Genomic DNA, 21,050 nt, shown 5'->3' on the forward strand with positions numbered 1-21,050 from the left:
TTATAGTATATCATATACCTGTTCCAAATATAGGTTTGCTATACCCTTACAAGTTGCGGTGATGTAGCTCGATATATTTACGAAACCGGTTTCGTAAGTAAATAGGCGTTTGGGCTGGAAATTATCCGGGCGAATTGTCAAGTTCGTGAAGTGTTTACTTTACAGTTAATACTAAATCTTCACCAAACCAACCAAAGCCTATGAGAAAATTGTACACGTGGTTAATTCTTTTACCATTCTGTGTAACCGGATTTATACAGGGTGCAAATGCGCAAACTTCGTTGCAGGTAAAAGGAAAAGTAACATCAAGCGATGGTCCCTTGCCAGGGGTTTCTATTCAGATAAAAGGTTCAAGCACAGGAACTACTACCGATGCAAACGGTGCATACTCAGTTGTTGTTAATGACAATAATGCTGTGCTTGTATTTTCATTTATAGGTTTTCTTTCAGAGGAAGTACCTGTTAATGGACAGAGTACAATTGATGTAACACTGACAGAAGATGTTGAAACACTTTCAGAAGTAGTTGTGGTGGGTTACGGTACGGAATCGCGTAAGAATTTGACAAGTGCGATCAGTACTATAAAAACCGAAGAACTGAATCGCGGTGCAATCAGCGATGTAGGACAATTGCTACAAGGTAAAGTTCCGGGGTTGAACATCTCACGCAGCGGTGATCCCAACCGTGCTGCCGCTATCATTCTTCGCGGTGCATCTACCTTACGTGATGGTGCGCAATCTCCTTTGTTTGTGATTGATGGCGTGATCGGTGCCGATATATCGCTGATCGCTCCGGATGATATCACGGCTATAGATGTATTGAAAGATGCATCCGCCACGGCTATATATGGAAACCGCGGGGCCAACGGAGTAATTATAGTTACCACCAGGCGCCCCACCAAAGGCGAAGGTACAGTTTCCTATAGTGGCTATATTTCCCTGGATAAAGTATCGCATCAGTATGAAATGATGGATGCAAACCAGCTCCGCACCTTTGTACAGGACAATGGTTTGGTGTTTAACCCGGCTGATGATTTAGGTGCGAATACTAACTGGCAGAACGAAGTGCAACGTAGCTCGGCAGTGTCTCATAATCACAACCTTTCACTTACCGGGGGAGGAGAGAAGACAACCTATATAGCGAGCCTCAACTATTTTAATCAGGAAGGTATCATTCGCGAAAGCGGCTTGAAGAGAGTAGTAGCAAAATTAGGGGTGGAACAGAAAACATTGCGCGATAAATTGAAGTTAGGATTGTCTGTAACCAATTCATTCAGCGATGCCAGGCTGGTTCCATATCGCAATACCGTGTTATCGCAAATGGTAAGTTATTTGCCAACGGTGCCGGTGCGCAATGCCGATGGAACTTACTTTGCATTTACTACGAATAACCATAACACAGATTATAATCCTGTAGCCATGCAGGAGAGTGCAACGGAGCGTTCGAAGTATAATACTTTTCTGGGTTCACTCACCGCACAACTGGATTTGCCATTCAACCTGAAATATAATTTACAGGCATCCTATCAAAGCCTGACCACCAACTACGGTGCGTATTACAACAGTTACTTTACCAATACATTTGAAAGTGTACGCAACACGCCTGATCCTCCCAATAATCCTGCCTTTATTAATATTACAGGTAAAGATGGTCTTGCCGTACGCAACACCTACCAGTATACCAACGTGATTTTCGAAACATATTTCACATGGGACAAGTCTTTTGGTAATCATTCCGTAAATGCTGTGTTAGGATATTCATGGCAGGAGAATACCAACGGTGATGGCTTCCAGACATCCAGTACGAATTTCTCAACAGACGATGTAAGCTATAACAATCTTTCGCTCAGTAATCCGTATGGCGTTAGTGACTTCCGGGTAGACTTTGGATCGAGTATATATGATCAGATCCGGTTGATCTCTGACTTTTTGCGCGTGAAATATGATTATGACAGCCGCTATTTATTGCAGTTGTCTTTACGAAGAGACGGTTCATCTGCCTTCGGTGTGAATCACCGCTGGGGATATTTCCCTTCGGTGGGTGCCGCCTGGAGAATTTCCAAAGAGAGTTTTATGGATAACACGAGTTTCATAAGTGATCTGAAATTGCGTGCAAGTTATGGCGTTACCGGTAATTCGGCCGGGTTCAATGCCTATACTACAAAACTGCTTTATGGTTTTGTCGGTACAACGGTATACCAGGGCAATACGATCAACGCAATCAGTGCTATACAGAATGATAATCCGGATTTGCGCTGGGAGAAAACATCAACAGCAAATATAGGCCTTGACTTTTCCATTCTGTCGGACCGTATCAGTGGTTCATTTGAAGTATATGATAAGCGTACTACCGATGTTATATACCCATATCCTGTAAATACCAATCAGTACCTGTATTCACAATTGGTGGCCAACGTAGGTGAAGTATCCAACAGGGGTTATGAGATAGCATTGAACGCTAACGTGGTGGATCGCGGAAGCTTCAGCTGGAATACATCCCTGAACCTGGCACATAATAAAAATGAGATTGTTACCCTGTCGAATGATATATTCAAGGCAGACACCATTCGTTTATTTGCTCCTGAGGGTAGTCCGGGACAAACCGGGGCAACTGTCCAGGCATTGATGAGTGGTCAGCCTATCGGTACATTTTATACTTACCAATATGCCGGTAAGAATGAAAATGGCGTTTCGCAATATTTAAAGAGTGATGGTACGCTGACAACTACGGCCTCACAATTGACACTTGATGATTACCAGGTTGTAGGAAATGCACAACCCAAATTGTTATTGGGCTGGAGCAATAATTTGAAGTATAAGAATTTCGACCTGAACATTTTCTTTCGTGGAGTATTCGGCAGCAAGATCATGAATATAACACGGGCTGATTTGTTCAAACCGAGTATGGCAACGATTAACAACCTTCCGGTAGAAGCGGCTTCGGAATCTGTTAACGATGTTAACTCTTTCCGCTATTCGTCCCGCTTTGTAGAGAGCGGTAACTACGTGCGTCTCGACAATGCAACGCTCGGCTATAATTTCAAAAAATTAGGACAGGATATTAAACGCCTGCGACTGTATGTTTCCGTGAACAATTTATTTGTAATCACAAATTACAAAGGTATAGATCCGGAAATAAACCAGGGCGGTATTGCACCGGGTGTTGATTCGAAAAACTTCTACCCGAAGACGCGAACATTCCTGATAGGTGTAAACGCTTCATTCTGATAGCTTATGCTGACTCTAAAATTTAATCCAATGAAACGAATCAAATATATACTTATAATTCTTTTTGCCGGTATACTCAACTCGTGTCAAGATCTGGATGTTAATATATCGACCCAGCTCACGGCAGAAAACTTTCCATCAACGGAAGAGCATTTTGTAGCGGCAGCCGGTGCTGCATACAGCGCGTTCCGTGGTGACTATGCGCTGAAATACTGGTTTCTTCAAACCCTGAGTACCGATGAAGCCATCATGCCGGCACGCGGTGGTAACTGGTATGACCAGGCGCGTTACGAACAACTTCACAAACATACCTGGACGGCCGATCACCAATTTGTACTTGATGCCTGGAATTACCTGAGCAATGTGGTTGCCAACACCAACAAGTCGTTGCAGGTGATTGAACAGGGGGAAGGTGGAGATACAGCAGCAAAAGCTCAGGCGGTAGCAGAGTTGCGTGTACTCCGGGCGCTTACATACTTTATGATGATGGACCTGTGGGGAAATATACCGGTAGTGACAAAGTTTGGCGATACTACACCACCATCAACAACACCACGCGAAGAGGTTTTTACTTTTATTGAAAACGAGGTTATCGAGTCTCTTCCCAATTTAAGTCGCGCATCAGGTGTCTCAACTTACGGACGTCCGAATAAATATACGGCTTATGCGCTGCTTGCCAAGATGTACCTGAATGCCGGTGTATATAACAATACCAACCGGTTGAATGATGCCATTGTTGCATGCGACAGCGTGATCAACTCAGGTAACTATGCACTGGAGAGCAACTACAAGAAAATGTTCTTTATCGACAATGGTCCGGCTATAAAAGAATTCATCTTTGCAATACCGTACAGTTCGTCAACCGCCAACGGGTACATGTTTTATAACCGCTACTGGTTGCCGCGTTCGTTGCGTAAGAAGTATAGTCTCAATTACGATCCGAGCGCACCCATGAGTACCATACCTTCTTTTTACGCATACTTTAACGATGAGAATGATATACGTTCACGCCTCTGGCTCACCGGTAAACAATACCTGTACGATGGTACACCCGTTACGGTAAACACAACCAAGCTTGGATACGATGAACAGTATACGGGTTCAGATGCAAAAGACCCGATTGTATACCACGTTGAACTGACACCAGATATAATATTGCGCGGTACGCGACCTTTTGATTGTGGTAACGATGAAAAGTCATGGAACATGGGATACAGAAGTATAAAGTTCTATCCAGACAGTACATCTTCCACCCGTAACCAGAATACGGATGTGCCGGTGTTCCGGTATGCGGATATACTCCTCATGAAAGCGGAAGCTATTCTGCGGGGAGGTGCCGAAACAATGGGACACACTCCGTTGTCATTGGTAAATGAAGTACGCTCGCTGCGTACAACTTCGGCAGCACTGGGTAGTGTAGACCTGGAGTTTATCTATGCAGAACGTACCCGTGAGTTTGTCGGTGAGAACTGGCATCGTAACGACATGATTCGTTTCGGAAAATTTGAAAACCAATGGGGATTCAAAACGGATGCGGATCTTAATAAACGACTCTATCCCATCCCTACAACAGCGAGGCAGCTAAATCCTTTGCTGGAGCAGAACGATGGTTACTGATAGATGATTTGGGTAAATTGCAGAGCCTGGTATCAGATACCGGGCTTCTGTTTTTTATAATGAGACAGTTGTGAACTATAGATATACAGAAGAGGCCGTTGAAATACAGGCAGGCTACTTGCTTTCTCCGAAAAGATTAAAGTAATTACTGTGCAATTCCTGACCGTTCATGAAATCATCAGACTCTAGCCTGTTGCACAGAATCAAAAGTATCCTGCTTATCCGAAAACCGTGGTTCCGAAAGATCGTGAAGACGATCTGGACATTGTTTTTCATTTTCATGATAGGCACTCCGTTGTATGTATACCTGGTGATGGAAAATCCCTGGAACCTGTTTGGTCCGTTGCCCAGCCTGCGGGCCATTGAAAATCCCGAAAATGATTTTTCATCCGAAGTGATCTCAGCCGATGGTGCTTCGCTCGGGCGCTACTTCTGGTATCACCGGAGTCAGGTAACATACGAACAACTTCCGCCACTGCTGGTCAGGACACTGGTCATTTCTGAAGACCATCGTTTTTATGAACATGCCGGTATGGACTTTTGGTCGTACCTGCGTGTACTTAAAGGAGTAATTACGCTGAATGCACAGGGCGGTGGCAGTACGCTGACGCAACAAACGGCCAAGAATTTATTTCGCACGCGTGGCAAAGAGCTCCAGGGTAAGCTGGGTGCGTTGGGTGGTCCTGTGGAACTACTCATTAGCAAAACCAAAGAGTGGATCATTGCTTACGAGTTGGAAAAGACATTCACAAAGGAGGAGATCATCGCGCTATACCTCAATACAGTTCCATTCAACAATAACGCTTATGGAATTAAAGTTGCCGCAGAAACATACTTTGGCAAACAGCCGAAAGAACTCACTATACCGGAAGCCGCCCTATTGGTGGGCATGCTGCAAGGCACTACACGTTTCAACCCGATTGATTACCCGGAACGCGCACGCGATAAAAGAAACGATGTTCTCTTTAAACTATACCAGCACAGCTATATATCCGAAGCGCAATATGATTCACTAGCCGCATTGCCCTTGCAGCTCAACTTTAGCGTGCAAAATCAAAATCACGGTATCGCTACCTATTTCAGAAGAATACTGGAGGCTGAGATGCAAGCCTGGTGTAAAGAGCACGGCTATAATTTATACGAGTCGGGGTTGAAAATATATACTACGATTGATAGTCGCATGCAGCGGTTGGGAGAAGAAGCCATGGCCGAACACATGCGCAAACTGCAACGCGACTTCGACCAGGCCTGGGGTAAGCGCAACCCGTGGGTAAGTGAGCACGGTGTGGAAATGAAAGATTTTCTCGAACGAAAAGTAAAGCGCACCGATACCTATAAAGCATTGGTAAAACGATATGGCGAAAAATCAGATTCGGTAAAGATCGAACTGAATCGTAAGAAACACATGCGCATCTTTACCTGGCGAGGCGATCGTGATACGCTATTCAGCACGATGGATTCGGTACGATATTACTATCGCTTTTTGCAAACCGGTATGGTGTCGATGGACCCGCGTACCGGTGCCATCAAAGCATGGGTAGGAGGTATCAACCATGTATACTTCAAATACGATCATGTCCGCCAGGCGAAGCGTCAGCCAGGATCAACGTTCAAAGCATTTGTATATGGTAAAGCCATCGAAGACGGTTATTCTCCCTGTGATAAGTTTATGGATCTTTCGCCCTCCATCAAAGTAAACGGTACAGTATACCGCGTGCCGAATTCCAATGGTACTTTTGGCAGCGGTACGAAATATACTTTGAGACAGGCCCTGGCCCGTTCACTTAATACCGTTACCATGCAGTTGATGGAACAGGAGAAGCCTGAAAACGTAGTGGCCTTCGCCAGACGCATGGGTATAACCAGCGATCTCGACCCGGTATATTCATTAGGACTTGGTACCAGTGATGTATCACTGTATGAAATGGTAGGCGCGTATAGCAGCTTTGTAAATTTAGGTGTATATATCAAACCATATTATATAACCCGCATTGAAGACCGCTATGGTAACGTATTGGAGAATTTTTCAACAGAGAAGAAACAGGCAACCGATGAACGCACAGCCTATAAAATGATACACATGCTGCGTGGTGGTGTGGAAGAAGAAGGAGGAGGCTCGCGCGCACTAAGTCCTGCGGTGACGGAGCACAACGAAGTAGGAGGCAAGACCGGTACAACTGACAATGCTTCTGATGGCTGGTTTATCGGTATAACACCGAATCTTGTTACAGGCGTATGGGTTGGTGGTGATGAGCGCAGTATACATTTCCCTTCGTGGAGCTTTGGCTCGGGCGGACGATCTGCATTGCCAATCTTTGATAAATATATGTCACGTGTATACCGCCACTCCGAGTTAGGATACCCAAAAGGACAATTCATGCGTCCGGCCACCGGGTTGGGAGAAGGCGCTACGTTGGACTGTCCCGAAGAAACCGAAGAAGTAGAAGAGGAATTCAAGATCGTAGAGTAAATCTGTTTTTGTTGTTGTTAATGGGATTCGGATATAGCTGAAAGTTATCAGCGTAATTCGTTGATCGTAACTACAAGGTTGGAGATCGGGTGAAGTTACAGGTGCAATGCGTAAATTGTACGGTATAAATGAAAGTGCTATGGAAATTGTCAGATTAGGATCACAACCTTCCGGAAAAGGCCCGGCCGATTGGTTTACAGGATCAGTGCGCATCGATCCTTTGTTTCAACCCAATGGACACAGACGTGCCGCGGCTGCAAAAGTAACATTTGAACCGGGTGCAAGAACTGCGTGGCATACACATCCGTTGGGACAAACGCTGCTTGTTGTTTCCGGAATTGGCTGGGTGCAGCGCGCAGGCGGACCGATTGAAGAAATTCGCCCCGGTGATGTTGTCTGGTTTGAGCCCAACGAAAAACACTGGCACGGGGCTTCAGCAACCATGGCTATGACGCACATTGCTATCCAGGAAGAGCTAAATGGAAAAGTAGTTGATTGGATGGAACAGGTTACCGATGAACAGTATAAAAAGTAACGGTATAATGCCTTGAAGTTCTGAGACTATAAATTACAACGCTATATATACTTCATTACGTCAGGCTGAGTTTATCGGGCTCAACCCAGCTGGCGCGGGCCTTTACCGAGAACAGTAACTCGCGGGTATAGAATTGTAACGGAAGTTCTTTGGATGTCCATTGACTCTTGAAAAGTGTATCGCACAGATCAACCAACGTCAGGTCGCGATTCTTGTTGATGAACTCGCGAATGATCTTGCACCAGAAGATTGTAAGAGTCTCATGATAGCCCTTCTCCGGAGTATTCTGCCCTCCAGTCACTACGTTGTACGTAATGATACCGCTTCGTAAATAACAGATCGCTTCAAACTCATCATAGTTTTTGTTAAACCAGAGTGCTGTTACCAGGTGTGCTTCATGCGTCCATTCCTGCACAGGGAGCGTACCGTTACGGAAGTTGTTAACGAGATCTAAAATTTCTTTTTCAGTCGTATACAAGGGACGAGTGAGCGTTGACATATTTTTCGCTATGCGGTTAGCGTAATACTTACGGTTAAAAACACGTAAAGTTCAGGGATTATGATCTAATATAGATCACATGATCGGGTGATCTATACCGCGGCACCATCGAACCAGGTCTTGAAGTCCTGTACTTTCTCACGACTCACAATAATCTCCTTGTCAAATTCCTGTAGCAACGTAATTTTTAGTCGGCTGTTGGAGTATACCAGTACATCTTTAATCGCGTTGATGTTTACAATGAACGTACGGTTGATGCGAAAGAACGCGCGCGGGTCCAGTACATCTTCCAACGACTCGAGAGTATAATCGATAATGAATTTTTTCCCCCCCGTTGTCACCAGGTATACATCGCGGCCTTCGGCATAGAGCACTACAATCTGGTCAGTAGTAACAGAGCGTATATGTTCGCCCACCTTTACCATAAAGCGGTTCTTGTATACATGATGCTGCGAAGTACTGAAAGCTTGCTGCACACGTTGAGACTGATCGGTATGCAATGTGAATTGCTCACGCAGCACCTGCAGTTTATGAAGACTCGCAGAGAGATCTGTGAACGTAACCGGTTTCAACAGGTAATCGATACTGTTTACTTTAAAAGCATCCAGGGCAAACTCGTTATACGCTGTCGTGAAAATTACCGGCTTACGCACCTGCACCTGTTGAAAGATCTGGAAGCTTAGTCCATCCGTTAGCTGAATGTCCATAAAAATAAGATCGATCGTATCCTGATTTTGTTGTAGCCACGCTACAGAGCGTTGCACCGAGTCAAGGTGTGCCATTATCTGAATGGATGCATTGTATTTGTGCAGGTACCGCTCCAGCTTTTCCGCTGCCGGAATTTCATCTTCAATGATAACAACCTTCATGTTACTTATTTATAGCGATGGCTTCTTCTACTTTTAACACCGGCAGTTTGGTATAACTTTCCTGGTATGCCTTTACCTGTATCAACGGCAGGTCGCTGTACAAGGCATACGATTTTTGCAAGCGGTTAAAAGCAACTTTACCTCCTTCATACTGAATCAGGCGGTCGTTTAATTTATTCTGGATCACAAGGTAATCATCTTCGCGGTAGCAATGTATAATGAATGGTTCGAACCGGGTAATGATGCTGTTCCGGATAATACTTTCAAGAACAATAGGAAGCGAACCCGGAATGAGTCGCGCATCGGCATCTGTTTCTTCAAGTGATGTCTCAAAGCGAAGTTGTCCAAAGTATTTTTCATTCAGAATACGGATCAGGTTCTTACCTGCATCCAGTTCGGCTGTTACAGGCACTAACTCCTGGTGACGGTTGGCAAGCACATAGCGATAAGCACTGGCAAGCGAATCAATATAGTCTTCTGCTTTATCGACATCGCGATACATAATACCGATCAGGTTCTCCAGGCTTTCATAAAGTAAATCCGGGTTGATGTCTTGTTGAAACTCGGTCATCTCCATTTCCAGGATTTCACGTTGCTGTATTTCGGCCTGTATCTTCAGTGTGTTTTCTTTCTGCAAGTAATAATGGCTCAGGTATAGAATGTTGTACAGTATAACGGTAACCGTAAAGATGATGAGGAAGATGAACGCCTGCGTATCACTCATACTAAACCCGATCGCATACCGGAAGTAGAGGCTCAATGCGGTCATCACCAGGCCAACCGATACAATCGTAGTAGCAATTACCTGCACCGGTATATGGAGCCGTCCCTGGGCATACCGGGTATATTTACCCAGCAATTTGATAATGAGCCGCGAGCTCTCGAACGCTACAAAGGTGAGGACAATGAATACATATACCTCTTCACTGCGAAATAATTCATTTACCTGCGCTACAGTGTTGTTGATCATCAGCACGAGTAAATAGATCAGCACACCATACACCACCGGGGCCACAATGCGAAACACAGGATGGTTAACAAAGTATTGCTTGGTATAACGCTTGTTGTTCATACGCCTATGCCTGCTTTAAATAGAGATGCTCATTTTTTTCAGTAGTCAGGATAAGCGGCAATGATACACTGAACTTATCATCATCACGTACTTCGATTTTACGATCAGTAAACAATTGATACCGCTTCTGAATATTTTCGAGTCCCACGCGGAACGAAGTCACGTGATCGTATATACCGGTTTTGGTGTTCATTACACGCAGGTACGAATTATCATGTGCCGTGATATAGATAAAAAGTTTCTTGTCGTTCTGGATCGGGTTATGCTTCACGGCATTCTCAACCAGCATCTGTAATGTCAGCGGAGGAATTTTACTCTTCATGATACCCGAAGGCAGGTTTATCTCCACGTGCAATTGTTGCTGAAAGCGGATGCGCAGTAAATAATAATACGATTGTACAAAGTCCACTTCCTCCTGCAAGGTAACATAGCGTTTATGCTGGGTGTTGAGTATAAACTGGTATGTTTGCGCGAGTCTGCGAATGAACTGTTCTGCCGATGGAAGATCCTTGAAGAGGAGAGAGGAAATTGTATTCAGACTGTTGAATAAATAGTGTGGACTGATCTGACTCTTCAACGCTTCGAACTGCAATTCAAGTTGTCTCCGGTCGCGCTGTAAATTTTCAATCTGTGCCACGGCATAATGCTGGTATGAAAATAACAGTGCATATACAATGTTATAAATAAACATAACCGTTAGCAGCAGTATAATTGTTTTCAAAACGAGGTCGTCATCCTTGGCGGAAAACCCAAGCCATATACTGTCAGGACCTGCCAATGCCATCAGTACGTTGGCCATACCAAAAACGAGTATAGCAGCGAGTACAGCGTTGGAAATATAGCCTGTGAGCAACCGCGCAGCAAAGTGGTTGCTCCAGGGAATAACACGGTCCAGCTTCCGGTTGCTATAGAGCAGGCTCACTCCGGCTATACCTCCGGTAAATATACTGAAGAGTATACCCACGATGTCTGTATGTATATCCGGGAATTGAGCCGTTTCACTGAAGTGCAGGTAGCCATAGATCATGAACGAGGCAAAGGCGGGCAAAAGCATCACCACCAGCACCTGGCGCAGCACATCACGCATACGGGTATAATAAGCGGTTGAGTTCATGGTATTGCAACGCACCTGTAAAATAAGAATTGCGCATCAGTTTTGAAATGATTTATACTTCAGCGGTTCAGTCGATGGCACGAACTGCTCTGCCATAGTACGTTTCTGATTCTATAGATTTCGCTGCATCGCGGTAAGCATCCTTAAGAGGAGTGCCTCCGGCTTTTACCTTCGGGGCGACATTCGTTAACACGTCCGTTGCGTAATGATCGGACTCAATGCGCTTGGTAAGTTGGATAAGTTGTATGAGCTGGCTTTCGCTGAGCGAGGCCGAAGATGCTGCACGAATCAATACCTGAGATTTATAGTGATCACTTCCGATAGAGCCCACCAGGTTCAGCACACCGGTAAACTGGTTGTCATTAAGACCTTGCTTTTGCAGCAGGTTAATTAAAACGTCTGAGCGGTAATGATCAGATTCGATCGTGGAGATAATAGAGAATGTGGCCGTAAGAATTTCCGGTGTAAGCTTCGCGCGCATTAAATGATTGATCACTTGTGTGAGGTAATGGTCAGACTCTATATCTTTTACCGTTTCCACTAAACGTTGGTAAGAAGCTTTCGATATGCCAGGTTTATCCAAAGCCTTGGTAAGCACCTGGGTTTTGTAATGATCAGATTCTATGGAGCGCGTGGCGTTAATCAATTCTGCAAGTGTTGCATCCGTAAAGGAGGGTGCCTTTAGTAATGACAGCAATACTTCCGTTATATAGTGATCGGATTCCATGCGTGCTGCCGATTGCAGAATTACTCCTATATTTTCAGGAGTTGCAGATGATTCCTTTAGTGCTTCCTTGATCACATCTGTTTTATAGTGATCAGACTCTATGCCATTCGTTGCAGCAAATACAGCGGTAGTACTTTCTTTCGTCTGTAAAAACTTGGCGATGTTCGTTTTCAGAAATTCAGTTTTGTAATGATCGGAATCTACTTTGTCAGTGATGGATTTAAGAACCGTTACATACTCACCGGGCTGCAGTGTTTTTTTCATCAGTAGATTCGCATACTGAATGCGGACAGCATCATTCTCAAGTCTGTTAATTTCGGCTAATACAGCCGCCGTGCCACCTTGTTTATAGATACGGTTCAAACGACTTTCGGCAGATATACCGGTGGAGCGTACTACTTCCTGAAGAATTTCTCCGAGCCATGCCTTGCCGTTTTCCCATGAAGAAAGCGTACGTCCTTCATAGTATTCTTTTTTCATTTTCCCGCCACCCAGCGATTCAATTTTTACCGTGCGCTTGCTTCCGAAAACTGTTTTGCTGATCTCAAGATAACCATCGTCTGAAATGGATTTTATATCGCGGTCATCATCGGTAACTTCAATTTTTCCACGCAGTTCGATGTTGAACTCGGTTCCGTTGGAAGAAGTTGAATACCGGTAACGGGCCTTGTTGTTATTGATTTCAACAGATGTATTGGTTGATACTGATTCGTTCTGGCCCAATGCGGACTCCACGAGGATCAATATCAGGAAAGCAATGCTCATCAGGGTGCGTGCCGTGTATTTCATATCGAGTTTTGTTTTTTTATGCTATCAACGGTACAAGAATGGTGATAAGATTCACACATAAAAAGAGTATTGTAATGAAGTGTAGAACGGGTGTAGTGAACCGTATAAAACGGTTCGGTTGCCGATAGCATATAGACCTCGATAGTGAAATAATTGAAAACGATTCCGCTGATTCAGAGTGATTTATGCCGCTTTATAGAGGTATATTTTTTATCCCGGGAAAGGTACCGGTAGTAACTATTTTAGGTGACTTTGTCTATTAAATTCGTAGTCATCTTTCAGGTACTATATCTTGGATAAAAACATCTGAATAAACCTATGATTGGAAAATTGAAGAAGAGAATCGTGCTGATCGAAGAAGATGACAGGCTACGCGAGGGGTTGAGCTTTATGATTGAACACAGCGGTAATTACTCCATGGTAAATGCCTATAAATTTTATGGTGATGCGATCCGCCAGATCCACCGCGATTGTCCTAACCTGGTTATTATGGACATCACCATATCGGACATGCACGGAGTGGAAGGTATACGCACCCTGAAAAGTAAATACCCCGCAGAAATTGTCGTGTTCACCGATATAGATTCGGCACAGGTGATCAACGAAGTGCTCAGTCTCGGCATCAGCGGGTATATATTGAAAGATGTACCGCTTACGGATTTCATTCGTTCACTCGAATGTGTTGTAAACGGAGGTGCTGTGCTCAGCCCGGCTGTTGCCAAAACCGTGCTGGAGTTCTTTCATCTCAATCCGTATACACCCCTTTCTTCGAGGGAAACCGATGTGTTGAGACTGATCACGCGCGGCAAAACGTATTCGGAAATAGCGCTCGAATTGAACATCGCGATTGAGACATCCAAAACACACATCCGGAATATATATAAGAAACTCAATGTCAATTCAAAGTCAGAAGCTGTACGCAAGGCTTTGAATGATAAACTGGTTTCCGTTGGTGTTGATTAGTTAAGAGTATATATAGTTCCCCGTACGGCAGGTGTAAACATAGAGCGATTGGTTCATAGGCAACGAGTGTAACTCCCCCGACACTTCACCTGCTACTTTTTTTGAATGGTAGCTGTCATAAACAATATCTCCTTCTCCTCGTAAAGGTTAAATGATAAACTAAAACGATTACGGTTTTTGTGATCTATAGCACCGGTTTGTAGAGGCGGGAACGAATCGAACAGACCCATTATGCTGCCTGTAAGATGTTACAACACCAGGGCTACCGTAACAATACCGAGAAGTCGGTAGGCTCCCTCTCTTAAAATCGGTATATCAGGTTATTTACTGCGCAGGTATACTTCCGCACTTTTAGGGCATAACATTAACCTAAATCTAACAAGGATGAAGTATCTACTTTATGCATTCGTTATGGTGCTGCCTGCGATTGGTCTGGCGCAGAACAGGACTGTTTCAGGAAAAGTTACTTCGGCAGAAGACGGAAGCGCGCTGCCCGGAGTAAACGTTTTACTGAAGGGAACTACGGAAGGGACGGTAACAGACTCCGATGGAAACTTCTCGATTGAAGTGAAGGGACCAGCCGGTACACTGGTGTTTTCATTTATAGGATTGAAGACAGCGGAAGTTGAATTGGGAAACCAGGTATATGTCGATCTGAAAATGCAGACCGATATCAACCAGTTAACCGAAGTTATCATTACCGGTGCCGGTGAACGTGATAAGAACTCCTATACCGGATCGATCACCGCAGTGGGAGCGGATAAAATTGAAAATCGCCCGGTGGCTACGGTAGACCAGGTGTTGCAGGGAAGTGTTCCCGGCTTGCAGCTGAGTGCTTCATCCGGTACTCCGGGTTCGGTTCAGAATATACGTATTCGCGGAAGAAGCTCCATCACGGCTGGGAACGAACCACTCTATGTAATTGATGGTATACCGGTATATACCGGGGAGAACGATGTATCCACATCGACCAGCGGGTTGAGTGTATTGTCGTCACTGAATCCCAACGATATCGAAAGTATGTCAGTATTGAAAGATGCAACGGCCACGGCTATATATGGTGCGCGCGGTGCGAACGGTGTAATCATCATCACCACTAAAAAAGGTAAAGCCGGTAAACCGCTTGTCTCATTCTCGGCACAAACCGGTTTTGTTTCACGTGCGGTAGAAGGACCGAAGATGCTGAACGCGGCACAGCGTGATGAACTATATTATGAGTCATTGGTGAACGCAGGCTATGCCTCTTCAATTGACGAAGCGAAAACCGAGTATCCCAGCAGTTGGGATGGCGTAACAGATACCAATTGGGGAGATGTGCTGACAAATGATGACGCCAAGACAGCAAGCTATGATATATCGGTACGCGGAGGTAATGATCGTTCGAATTATTACTCATCCGTAGGATACTTCAAACAGGATGGTGTGAACGTAGGCAGTAACTATAAACGCATCACCGGTAAATTCAATGTAACGACAGCGCTCGGCAAGAAGATATCGCTGGAGAATGCCACCACCGGTGCTTACTCATTGCAGAATGGACAGCTTGAAGGTGCTGCATACTTCGGTAACTCCGAGCTCGGTAAACTCTTTTTGTCGCCGTGGGATAAAGCGTACAATGATGATGGTACGATCAACACTGATCTTTCCAGCTCCGTATTCAACCCGCTATATATAGCAGCAAACGACATTAACCGCAAGCGCCAGGTGCGCGCGATGAACAACACCGTGTTGAAGTTTGATATCACCGATCGTTTACGGTTTACATCATCGCTCGGTATAGACTATATCGTAACAGACGAATTATATTATGATAACCGTATACACGGTGATGGTGTAGATGTAGACGATGATGGCAATGATGGTGCTTCCTATGCTTATATGAACCGTAATTTCAACTGGGTATGGAAGAACATGCTCGACTATAGTATTGAGATCGGTTCGCAAAGTAAACTTGCTTTCAAGGCTATATATGAAGCACAAAAGAATAAATACTATACGATTGGCACCGGCGGTATAGCGATCGCTGCGGATGGTTTATACTATCCGTCATCCGTAGCAACACCCGATTTTGCTTCCGGTTATGAAAATGACTGGGCGATCAATTCCATTACCGGTATGGTAAACTATGCTTTCAGCGACAGGATATTTGTAGACGCTACGTTGCGTGGTGAAGGTAATTCACGTTTTGCTCCGGGCAATCGCTGGGGTACTTTCTATTCATTGGGTGCATCGTGGGTGTTATCGCGTGAAGTATTTCTTTCCGGTATAAGCTGGCTGAACCTCGCAAAGCTTCGCGGATCATACGGAAGAACGGGTAACGCAGCAATTGATCTGAACGAGTATCAATCATTTCTCACGTACGATGGTTCTTATGGTGGCTCGGCAGCGGTATACCCGGATCAGCTCGGTAACGATCAACTCTCCTGGGAGAAAAGTAATTCCTGGAATCTAGGTGTGGATGCAGAACTCTTCGGCAGAATTACAGCGACTGTAGAATATTTCAACCGCACCAGCTACGATCTCCTGTTAGACGTACCGTTGTCTCGCACAACCGGTTTTACAAGCCAGTACCAGAACGTAGGCGAGATGGTGAACAAAGGTATAGAAGCTTCCATCAATGTAGATGTGATCAAAACACAATCCTTCAAATGGACAGTAGGCGGTAACATTACCTCGCTGAACAATGAAGTAACCAAATTGCCGAAGACTTCCGATGGTGATGAGATTGGTATAGTGGGCACGACGCAGATCGTAACCGAAGGCGAAGCAGCCTATACCTGGAACCTGAAAACATGGGCTGGAGTAGACCCGACTACAGGTGCTCCGCTCTGGTATGTGAATGGTCACAGCGGTGAGACAACATCAACCTATAGCAAAGCTACAGCCGTTACACAAAACGCCAGTGCGCTGGCTACACTATACGGTGCGGTAAATACATACGTGGAGTATAAAGGTATATACCTGAGCGGTTCACTCTATTTCTCCGGGGGAAACAAAGTCTATGACCAGTGGGCAGGCTATACACAGTCTGACGGCCGCTATACATTTACGTACAACGCCTATGCCCGTCAGTACGATCGCTGGCAGCAGGCCGGAGATATATCCGAGAACCCGAAGAACGTATACGGCAATACATCCAACTCCAACGCAGCATCTACCAGACGTTTATACGATGGCGACTTCATGCGCCTGCGCGATGTTACGATCGGTTACAACTTTCCGAAGAGTCTCATTTCTGCATTTAAGCTGAGCAACCTCGGCATCTATGTACGTGGCACCAATCTCTGGACACACGTATCCGACAGCAATCTTGAGTTTGACCCGGAAGTGAAACCGGATGGTGAACTTGATCTGACAGCACCTCCGTTGAAATCTGTTGTACTCGGTATCAAGCTTGACTTTTAAACTATATCCCGTATGAAGACATTTAAATTTTCAATCTATATATTTCTTGGAATGACTTTGCTGGCTTCGTGTTCCAAGGATTTTCTGGAGCCCGAAGTAACTACGTCCAAAGATGTTGAGACCAACGTGAATACAGCCGAAGACCTGGATGGTATCATACTCGGTGCGTACGATCGGATGAACGCATCAACCTACCTGGGGAGAGACTATGTGGTGTATGCAGAAGTTCGTTCCGACAACGCCTTTAGCAATGGTAACTCCGGAAGGTTTGTTGGTCCGGGACAATTTTTCCTAAATGCCACCGATGCCTATCCGTCTGATACCTGGCTTCAGATTTACCGCGTTATTGCCAATGCCAATATTGTTATCAATACAGAAGTTGAAGATAATGAGAGTGCCGAAGTACAACACCTGAAAGGCGAAGCGTATGCTATACGCGCCCTGGCACACATGGATCTACTCCGCTTGTATGGTGAGCAGTATTCCGGGGGTACACTGGGGGTTCCCTATATCACCGTATATAACAGTGGAGAACTATATCCGACTCGTTTAACCATTGATGAAGTATGGACGAATATAGGAGCAGATCTCGAAGAGGCTGAGGCAAAAATGTCATCTGACTATGATAACGATTCGCCTACGCGTATTACAACGCTGGGGGTAGCTGCATTGCAGAGCCGGTATTACCTGTATACGAAAAACTATACGGCCGTGATTGAAGCGGCTGAGCGTGTCATAGAATCCGGTGCGTATAGCCTGGCCGATGTAGACAACTATACAACGGTGTGGAGCGGTTCCGGTGGCACTACATCAGTTTTCGAACTGGCCTTTACATCTACCGATAACCTGTCCAACGATGCGATCTACAATATATACCAGGGCGCGAACTATGGCGATATCGAAGTGACTACCGACCTGTACGATGCCTACGAGGAGACAGATGTTCGGAAAGAACTATATACATACAATGAAAGCACTGGTAAAATCCGCATGACGGGTAAATATCCGAACCTGACGGCCAACATCCGTGTGATCCGTTATGCAGAAGTTATTCTCAACTATGCCGAGGCGCTGGCACAGACCGGGGCAGGCAATGCACTGGAAGTGTTGAACATGATTCCGGCAAAACGCGGAGCATCGTTATACGAAGACGCAACCGTTGAAAACGTATTGACCGAGAGAAGAAAAGAACTGGCCCTCGAAGGTCATCGCTTTTTCGATCTGATGCGAAATGAGAAAGCTATACTCAAAGTAGATTCACGCCAGACATTCAGTGGTGATGAGATTGCTTACGGCTCATTGTTGTTGCCTTTCCCGATTCCACAATCAGAAGTCAACGCCAATCCCAACATGGAGCAGAACGATGGCTACTGACAGCAAGCTATCATTCTGATGTAGTATAAAAAACTTTCAACGCGGGAAGAAGTATATCTCTTCTTCCCGCCACGAAAGCCGAACCCGCAACACTCACTACTCGTAACTCACGGCTCAAAGCTCGCAGCTCTCAATAAAGGTAGCTCATCATCAATTCATCCAGGAAGATCTTCTCTTTCTTCAGATGCGTATACTTCCTCAGCACACCTTCCCGTTCAAAACCAACCTGTTCATACAGACGTATAGCCCTGGCGTTGTCTACAGCCGTGCTTAGTTCAATGCGCAGCAGATTTTTGGTTTTGCCTAGCGCTATAATTTCTTCCATCATTTTCAGGCCAAGTCCTTTGCCGCGATGGTCCGGGTGTATAGCCAGGCCACCGAGGTATGCGATATGATCGCTCCGGTGTGTATAGGGAATCAGCTTGAACATGCCTGCATCTTTTTGCTCATGCCCGAATATATAGAGGACATTTCGTTCCTGCAGCTGATTGAACTCCGGCACGAATGCCGATGCTTCCATGAACTCATATAACAGAAACGGATTTACCTCCGGGTGCATATATAGCGCATAGATGAAATCAAAATCTTCTTTCTGTACAACACGAATCATTTTCAATCTTTGTTAAGAATGCCAAGATACAAACGGTTCTGACGCGAACCCAATGCAGCCGCTGGACAAGATTGTATTAGAGGAGGGTAATTCAAGTCCTATCGCGCATACCGGCACGGTTAATTTTGTACAGATAGCCTTTACCGTAAACCTTTTTTCTTCCATGACTGACGAAACCAAGCAGGAATTCAAACCACATTTGGGATTGCTGGATGCTACCATGATTGTAGCCGGATCGATGATCGGTTCCGGTATATTTATCGTGAGTTCCGAGATTACACGCAGCGTGGGGGGTGCCGGATACCTGGTTGCCATGTGGGTGCTCGCAGGTGTCATTACCATTATAGCCGCGGTAAGTTATGGAGAACTTTCAGCCATGTATCCGAAGGCCGGTGGCATGTATGTATACCTGCGCGAAGCATTCGGACCGCTTACAGGTTTCTTATACGGCTGGACATTCTTTACCATTATACAAACCGGAACCATTGCAGCCGTAGGTGTGGCCTTTGCCAAATTTACTTCCTACCTGCTACCCGCGGTGGGCGAAGAAAATATACTCTTGTCTGTCGGGGAGTTTCAACTCAAGGCATCGCAGCTTATATCCATTGCCGTAATTGTGTTGCTCACTTATATCAACAGCAGAGGTGTAAAGAACGGTGCGTTCATTCAAACCTTTCTTACACTCATCAAGATTGCCTCCTTAACAGGACTGATTGTATTCGGTTTTCTCTGGGGCGCTTCATCGGAAACGTGGACGCTGAACTGGCAAAATGCCTGGACAGCTTCATCGCTTACCACCGGGAATGGCAACGTTGTGCCCGCTGCATTATCCGGACTTGCATTCTTCGGTGCCATCGCGATTGCTATGAAAGGATCGTTGTTCTCCAGCGACTCCTGGCATAACATCACATTTATTGCCGGTGAAGTGAAGAACCCAAAACGAAATATAGGGCTCAGCCTGGTGCTCGGCACTTTACTGGTAACTGTAATCTATGTGTTGACGAACATCATGTACTTAGCAGTGATACCCCTCGAAGGGATAGCGTTTGCTAAAAGCGATCGGGTAGGAGTAGTGGCGGCTGAGTATATATTTGGTCCGGCAGGTACCATCATCATTGCCGTTATGATCATGATCTCTACCTTTGGCTGCAACAACGGTCTCATTCTGGCCGGAGCCCGCGTGTACTATACCATGGCAAAAGATAATCTATTCTTTGCGCGTGCAGGTGTTCTGAATAAATACGAAGTGCCAGGCTATAGCTTGTGGTTGCAATGCATCTGGGCATCCGTACTGTGTCTCACCGGTAAGTATAACGATTTACTGGCGCTGGTAATTTTTGGCGTGCTGATTTTTTATGTGTTTACCATCATCGGTATATATGTACTCCGTAAAACCCGGCCAGACATTCCTCGTCCGTATAAAGCCTTCGGTTACCCGGTACTTCCCGCTATATATATCGTAGTCGCATCTGCACTGGCCATACTGCTGCTAATCTTCGAAACCAGGTATACCCTTCCGGGACTTGCCATTATCCTGTTGGGTATCCCCGTGTACTATTTCATTTTGAAGGGAAAGCGTGATGAATCCTTAGCGGTTAATGGTTAACCGTGAATCGTTAGCAGTTAATCGTTATTAGTGGGTGATGTATAGTTACGTTGTTCAATAACGAGTATATTTCCTTTTATCAAACTTTGTGATTTCTATGATTCTCCGTGGCCTTTGCGTCATGGATTTTATTTTACGGATAACCATTAACGATTAACGGATAACGATTGTCC

The 21,050-nt window shown here is 45.2% G+C and carries 14 protein-coding genes; 8 read left to right on the plus strand and 6 right to left on the minus strand.

The genetic code is table 11. The features are described from left to right. Window positions 1–200: 200 nt before the first annotated feature. The 4 genes from ACFQ21_RS17495 to ACFQ21_RS17510 all read left to right on the plus strand — a co-directional run bounded on the left by ACFQ21_RS17495 (window position 201) and on the right by ACFQ21_RS17510 (window position 7,849). Window positions 201–3,227 (plus strand): SusC/RagA family TonB-linked outer membrane protein, encoded by a 3,027-nt coding sequence (locus tag ACFQ21_RS17495; protein ID WP_377580574.1) that lies wholly within the window; start codon window positions 201–203, stop codon window positions 3,225–3,227. A gap of 30 nt (window positions 3,228–3,257) precedes the next feature. Continuing rightward, window positions 3,258–4,844, plus strand: coding sequence for a RagB/SusD family nutrient uptake outer membrane protein (locus tag ACFQ21_RS17500; protein ID WP_377580575.1), 1,587 nt, complete (start codon window positions 3,258–3,260; stop codon window positions 4,842–4,844). A gap of 169 nt (window positions 4,845–5,013) precedes the next feature. After that, complete coding sequence (locus ACFQ21_RS17505; protein ID WP_377580576.1) at window positions 5,014–7,314, plus strand: transglycosylase domain-containing protein; 2,301 nt, start codon at window positions 5,014–5,016, stop codon at window positions 7,312–7,314. Window positions 7,315–7,453: 139 nt separating this feature from the next. Then, entirely contained in the window at window positions 7,454–7,849 is a 396-nt protein-coding gene (locus tag ACFQ21_RS17510) for a (R)-mandelonitrile lyase (RefSeq protein WP_377580577.1), read from the plus strand. A gap of 55 nt (window positions 7,850–7,904) precedes the next feature. Here the strand turns inward: ACFQ21_RS17510 and ACFQ21_RS17515 are convergent, their stop codons facing one another. The 5 genes from ACFQ21_RS17515 to ACFQ21_RS17535 form a co-directional block, all read right to left on the minus strand. Continuing rightward, entirely contained in the window at window positions 7,905–8,348 is a 444-nt protein-coding gene (locus ACFQ21_RS17515; RefSeq protein WP_377580578.1) for a hypothetical protein, read from the minus strand. Window positions 8,349–8,440: 92 nt separating this feature from the next. Beyond that, window positions 8,441–9,217 (minus strand): LytR/AlgR family response regulator transcription factor, encoded by a 777-nt coding sequence (locus ACFQ21_RS17520; protein WP_377580579.1) that lies wholly within the window; start codon window positions 9,215–9,217, stop codon window positions 8,441–8,443. A 1-nt stretch (window position 9,218) separates the two neighbouring features. Further along, window positions 9,219–10,289: a histidine kinase gene (locus tag ACFQ21_RS17525; protein WP_377580580.1), complete on the minus strand. Its 1,071-nt coding sequence runs from the start codon at window positions 10,287–10,289 to the stop codon at window positions 9,219–9,221. Window positions 10,290–10,293: 4 nt separating this feature from the next. Then, complete coding sequence (locus ACFQ21_RS17530) at window positions 10,294–11,403, minus strand: sensor histidine kinase (RefSeq protein WP_377580581.1); 1,110 nt, start codon at window positions 11,401–11,403, stop codon at window positions 10,294–10,296. Between the two features lie 67 nt (window positions 11,404–11,470). Further along, complete coding sequence (locus tag ACFQ21_RS17535) at window positions 11,471–12,919, minus strand: hypothetical protein (protein ID WP_377580582.1); 1,449 nt, start codon at window positions 12,917–12,919, stop codon at window positions 11,471–11,473. Window positions 12,920–13,237: 318 nt separating this feature from the next. Between ACFQ21_RS17535 and ACFQ21_RS17540 the strand changes: the two genes are divergently transcribed. The 3 genes from ACFQ21_RS17540 (at window position 13,238) to ACFQ21_RS17550 (ending at window position 18,661) form a co-directional block, all read left to right on the plus strand. Beyond that, window positions 13,238–13,882, plus strand: coding sequence for a LuxR C-terminal-related transcriptional regulator (locus ACFQ21_RS17540; protein ID WP_377580583.1), 645 nt, complete (start codon window positions 13,238–13,240; stop codon window positions 13,880–13,882). A 384-nt stretch (window positions 13,883–14,266) separates the two neighbouring features. Further along, a complete protein-coding gene (locus ACFQ21_RS17545; RefSeq protein ID WP_377580584.1) occupies window positions 14,267–17,287 on the plus strand; it encodes a SusC/RagA family TonB-linked outer membrane protein in 3,021 nt (1,006 codons plus the stop codon). 12 nt (window positions 17,288–17,299) lie between these two features. Continuing rightward, window positions 17,300–18,661 (plus strand): RagB/SusD family nutrient uptake outer membrane protein, encoded by a 1,362-nt coding sequence (locus tag ACFQ21_RS17550; RefSeq protein ID WP_377580585.1) that lies wholly within the window; start codon window positions 17,300–17,302, stop codon window positions 18,659–18,661. A 130-nt stretch (window positions 18,662–18,791) separates the two neighbouring features. Here the strand turns inward: ACFQ21_RS17550 and ACFQ21_RS17555 are convergent, their stop codons facing one another. Continuing rightward, window positions 18,792–19,271 carry a GNAT family N-acetyltransferase gene (locus ACFQ21_RS17555; RefSeq protein WP_377580586.1) on the minus strand — a complete coding sequence of 160 codons (480 nt, stop codon included), beginning with the start codon at window positions 19,269–19,271 and terminating at the stop codon, window positions 18,792–18,794. 52 nt (window positions 19,272–19,323) lie between these two features. Here ACFQ21_RS17555 and ACFQ21_RS17560 point away from each other — a divergent pair, with 52 nt between their 5' ends. Further along, on the plus strand, window positions 19,324–20,877 hold the full coding sequence (locus ACFQ21_RS17560; RefSeq protein WP_377580587.1) for an APC family permease: 1,554 nt from the start codon (window positions 19,324–19,326) through the stop codon (window positions 20,875–20,877). Window positions 20,878–21,050 lie beyond the last annotated feature (173 nt).

The sequence above is a fragment of the Ohtaekwangia kribbensis genome (assembly GCF_042676245.1).
Taxonomy (GTDB): domain Bacteria; phylum Bacteroidota; class Bacteroidia; order Cytophagales; family Cyclobacteriaceae; genus Ohtaekwangia; species Ohtaekwangia kribbensis.

Coding starts and splice junctions, on each gene's coding strand:
- ACFQ21_RS17500 (WP_377580575.1), top strand. CDS start 3,258: ATGAAACGAATCAAATATATACTTATAATTCTTTTTGCCGGTATACTC.
- ACFQ21_RS17535 (WP_377580582.1), bottom strand. CDS start 12,919: ATGAAATACACGGCACGCACCCTGATGAGCATTGCTTTCCTGATATTG.
- ACFQ21_RS17560 (WP_377580587.1), top strand. CDS start 19,324: ATGCAGCCGCTGGACAAGATTGTATTAGAGGAGGGTAATTCAAGTCCT.
- ACFQ21_RS17505 (WP_377580576.1), top strand. CDS start 5,014: ATGAAATCATCAGACTCTAGCCTGTTGCACAGAATCAAAAGTATCCTG.
- ACFQ21_RS17550 (WP_377580585.1), top strand. CDS start 17,300: ATGAAGACATTTAAATTTTCAATCTATATATTTCTTGGAATGACTTTG.
- ACFQ21_RS17540 (WP_377580583.1), top strand. CDS start 13,238: ATGATTGGAAAATTGAAGAAGAGAATCGTGCTGATCGAAGAAGATGAC.
- ACFQ21_RS17530 (WP_377580581.1), bottom strand. CDS start 11,403: ATGAACTCAACCGCTTATTATACCCGTATGCGTGATGTGCTGCGCCAG.
- ACFQ21_RS17515 (WP_377580578.1), bottom strand. CDS start 8,348: ATGTCAACGCTCACTCGTCCCTTGTATACGACTGAAAAAGAAATTTTA.
- ACFQ21_RS17495 (WP_377580574.1), top strand. CDS start 201: ATGAGAAAATTGTACACGTGGTTAATTCTTTTACCATTCTGTGTAACC.
- ACFQ21_RS17545 (WP_377580584.1), top strand. CDS start 14,267: ATGAAGTATCTACTTTATGCATTCGTTATGGTGCTGCCTGCGATTGGT.
- ACFQ21_RS17555 (WP_377580586.1), bottom strand. CDS start 19,271: ATGATTCGTGTTGTACAGAAAGAAGATTTTGATTTCATCTATGCGCTA.
- ACFQ21_RS17525 (WP_377580580.1), bottom strand. CDS start 10,289: ATGAACAACAAGCGTTATACCAAGCAATACTTTGTTAACCATCCTGTG.
- ACFQ21_RS17510 (WP_377580577.1), top strand. CDS start 7,454: ATGGAAATTGTCAGATTAGGATCACAACCTTCCGGAAAAGGCCCGGCC.
- ACFQ21_RS17520 (WP_377580579.1), bottom strand. CDS start 9,217: ATGAAGGTTGTTATCATTGAAGATGAAATTCCGGCAGCGGAAAAGCTG.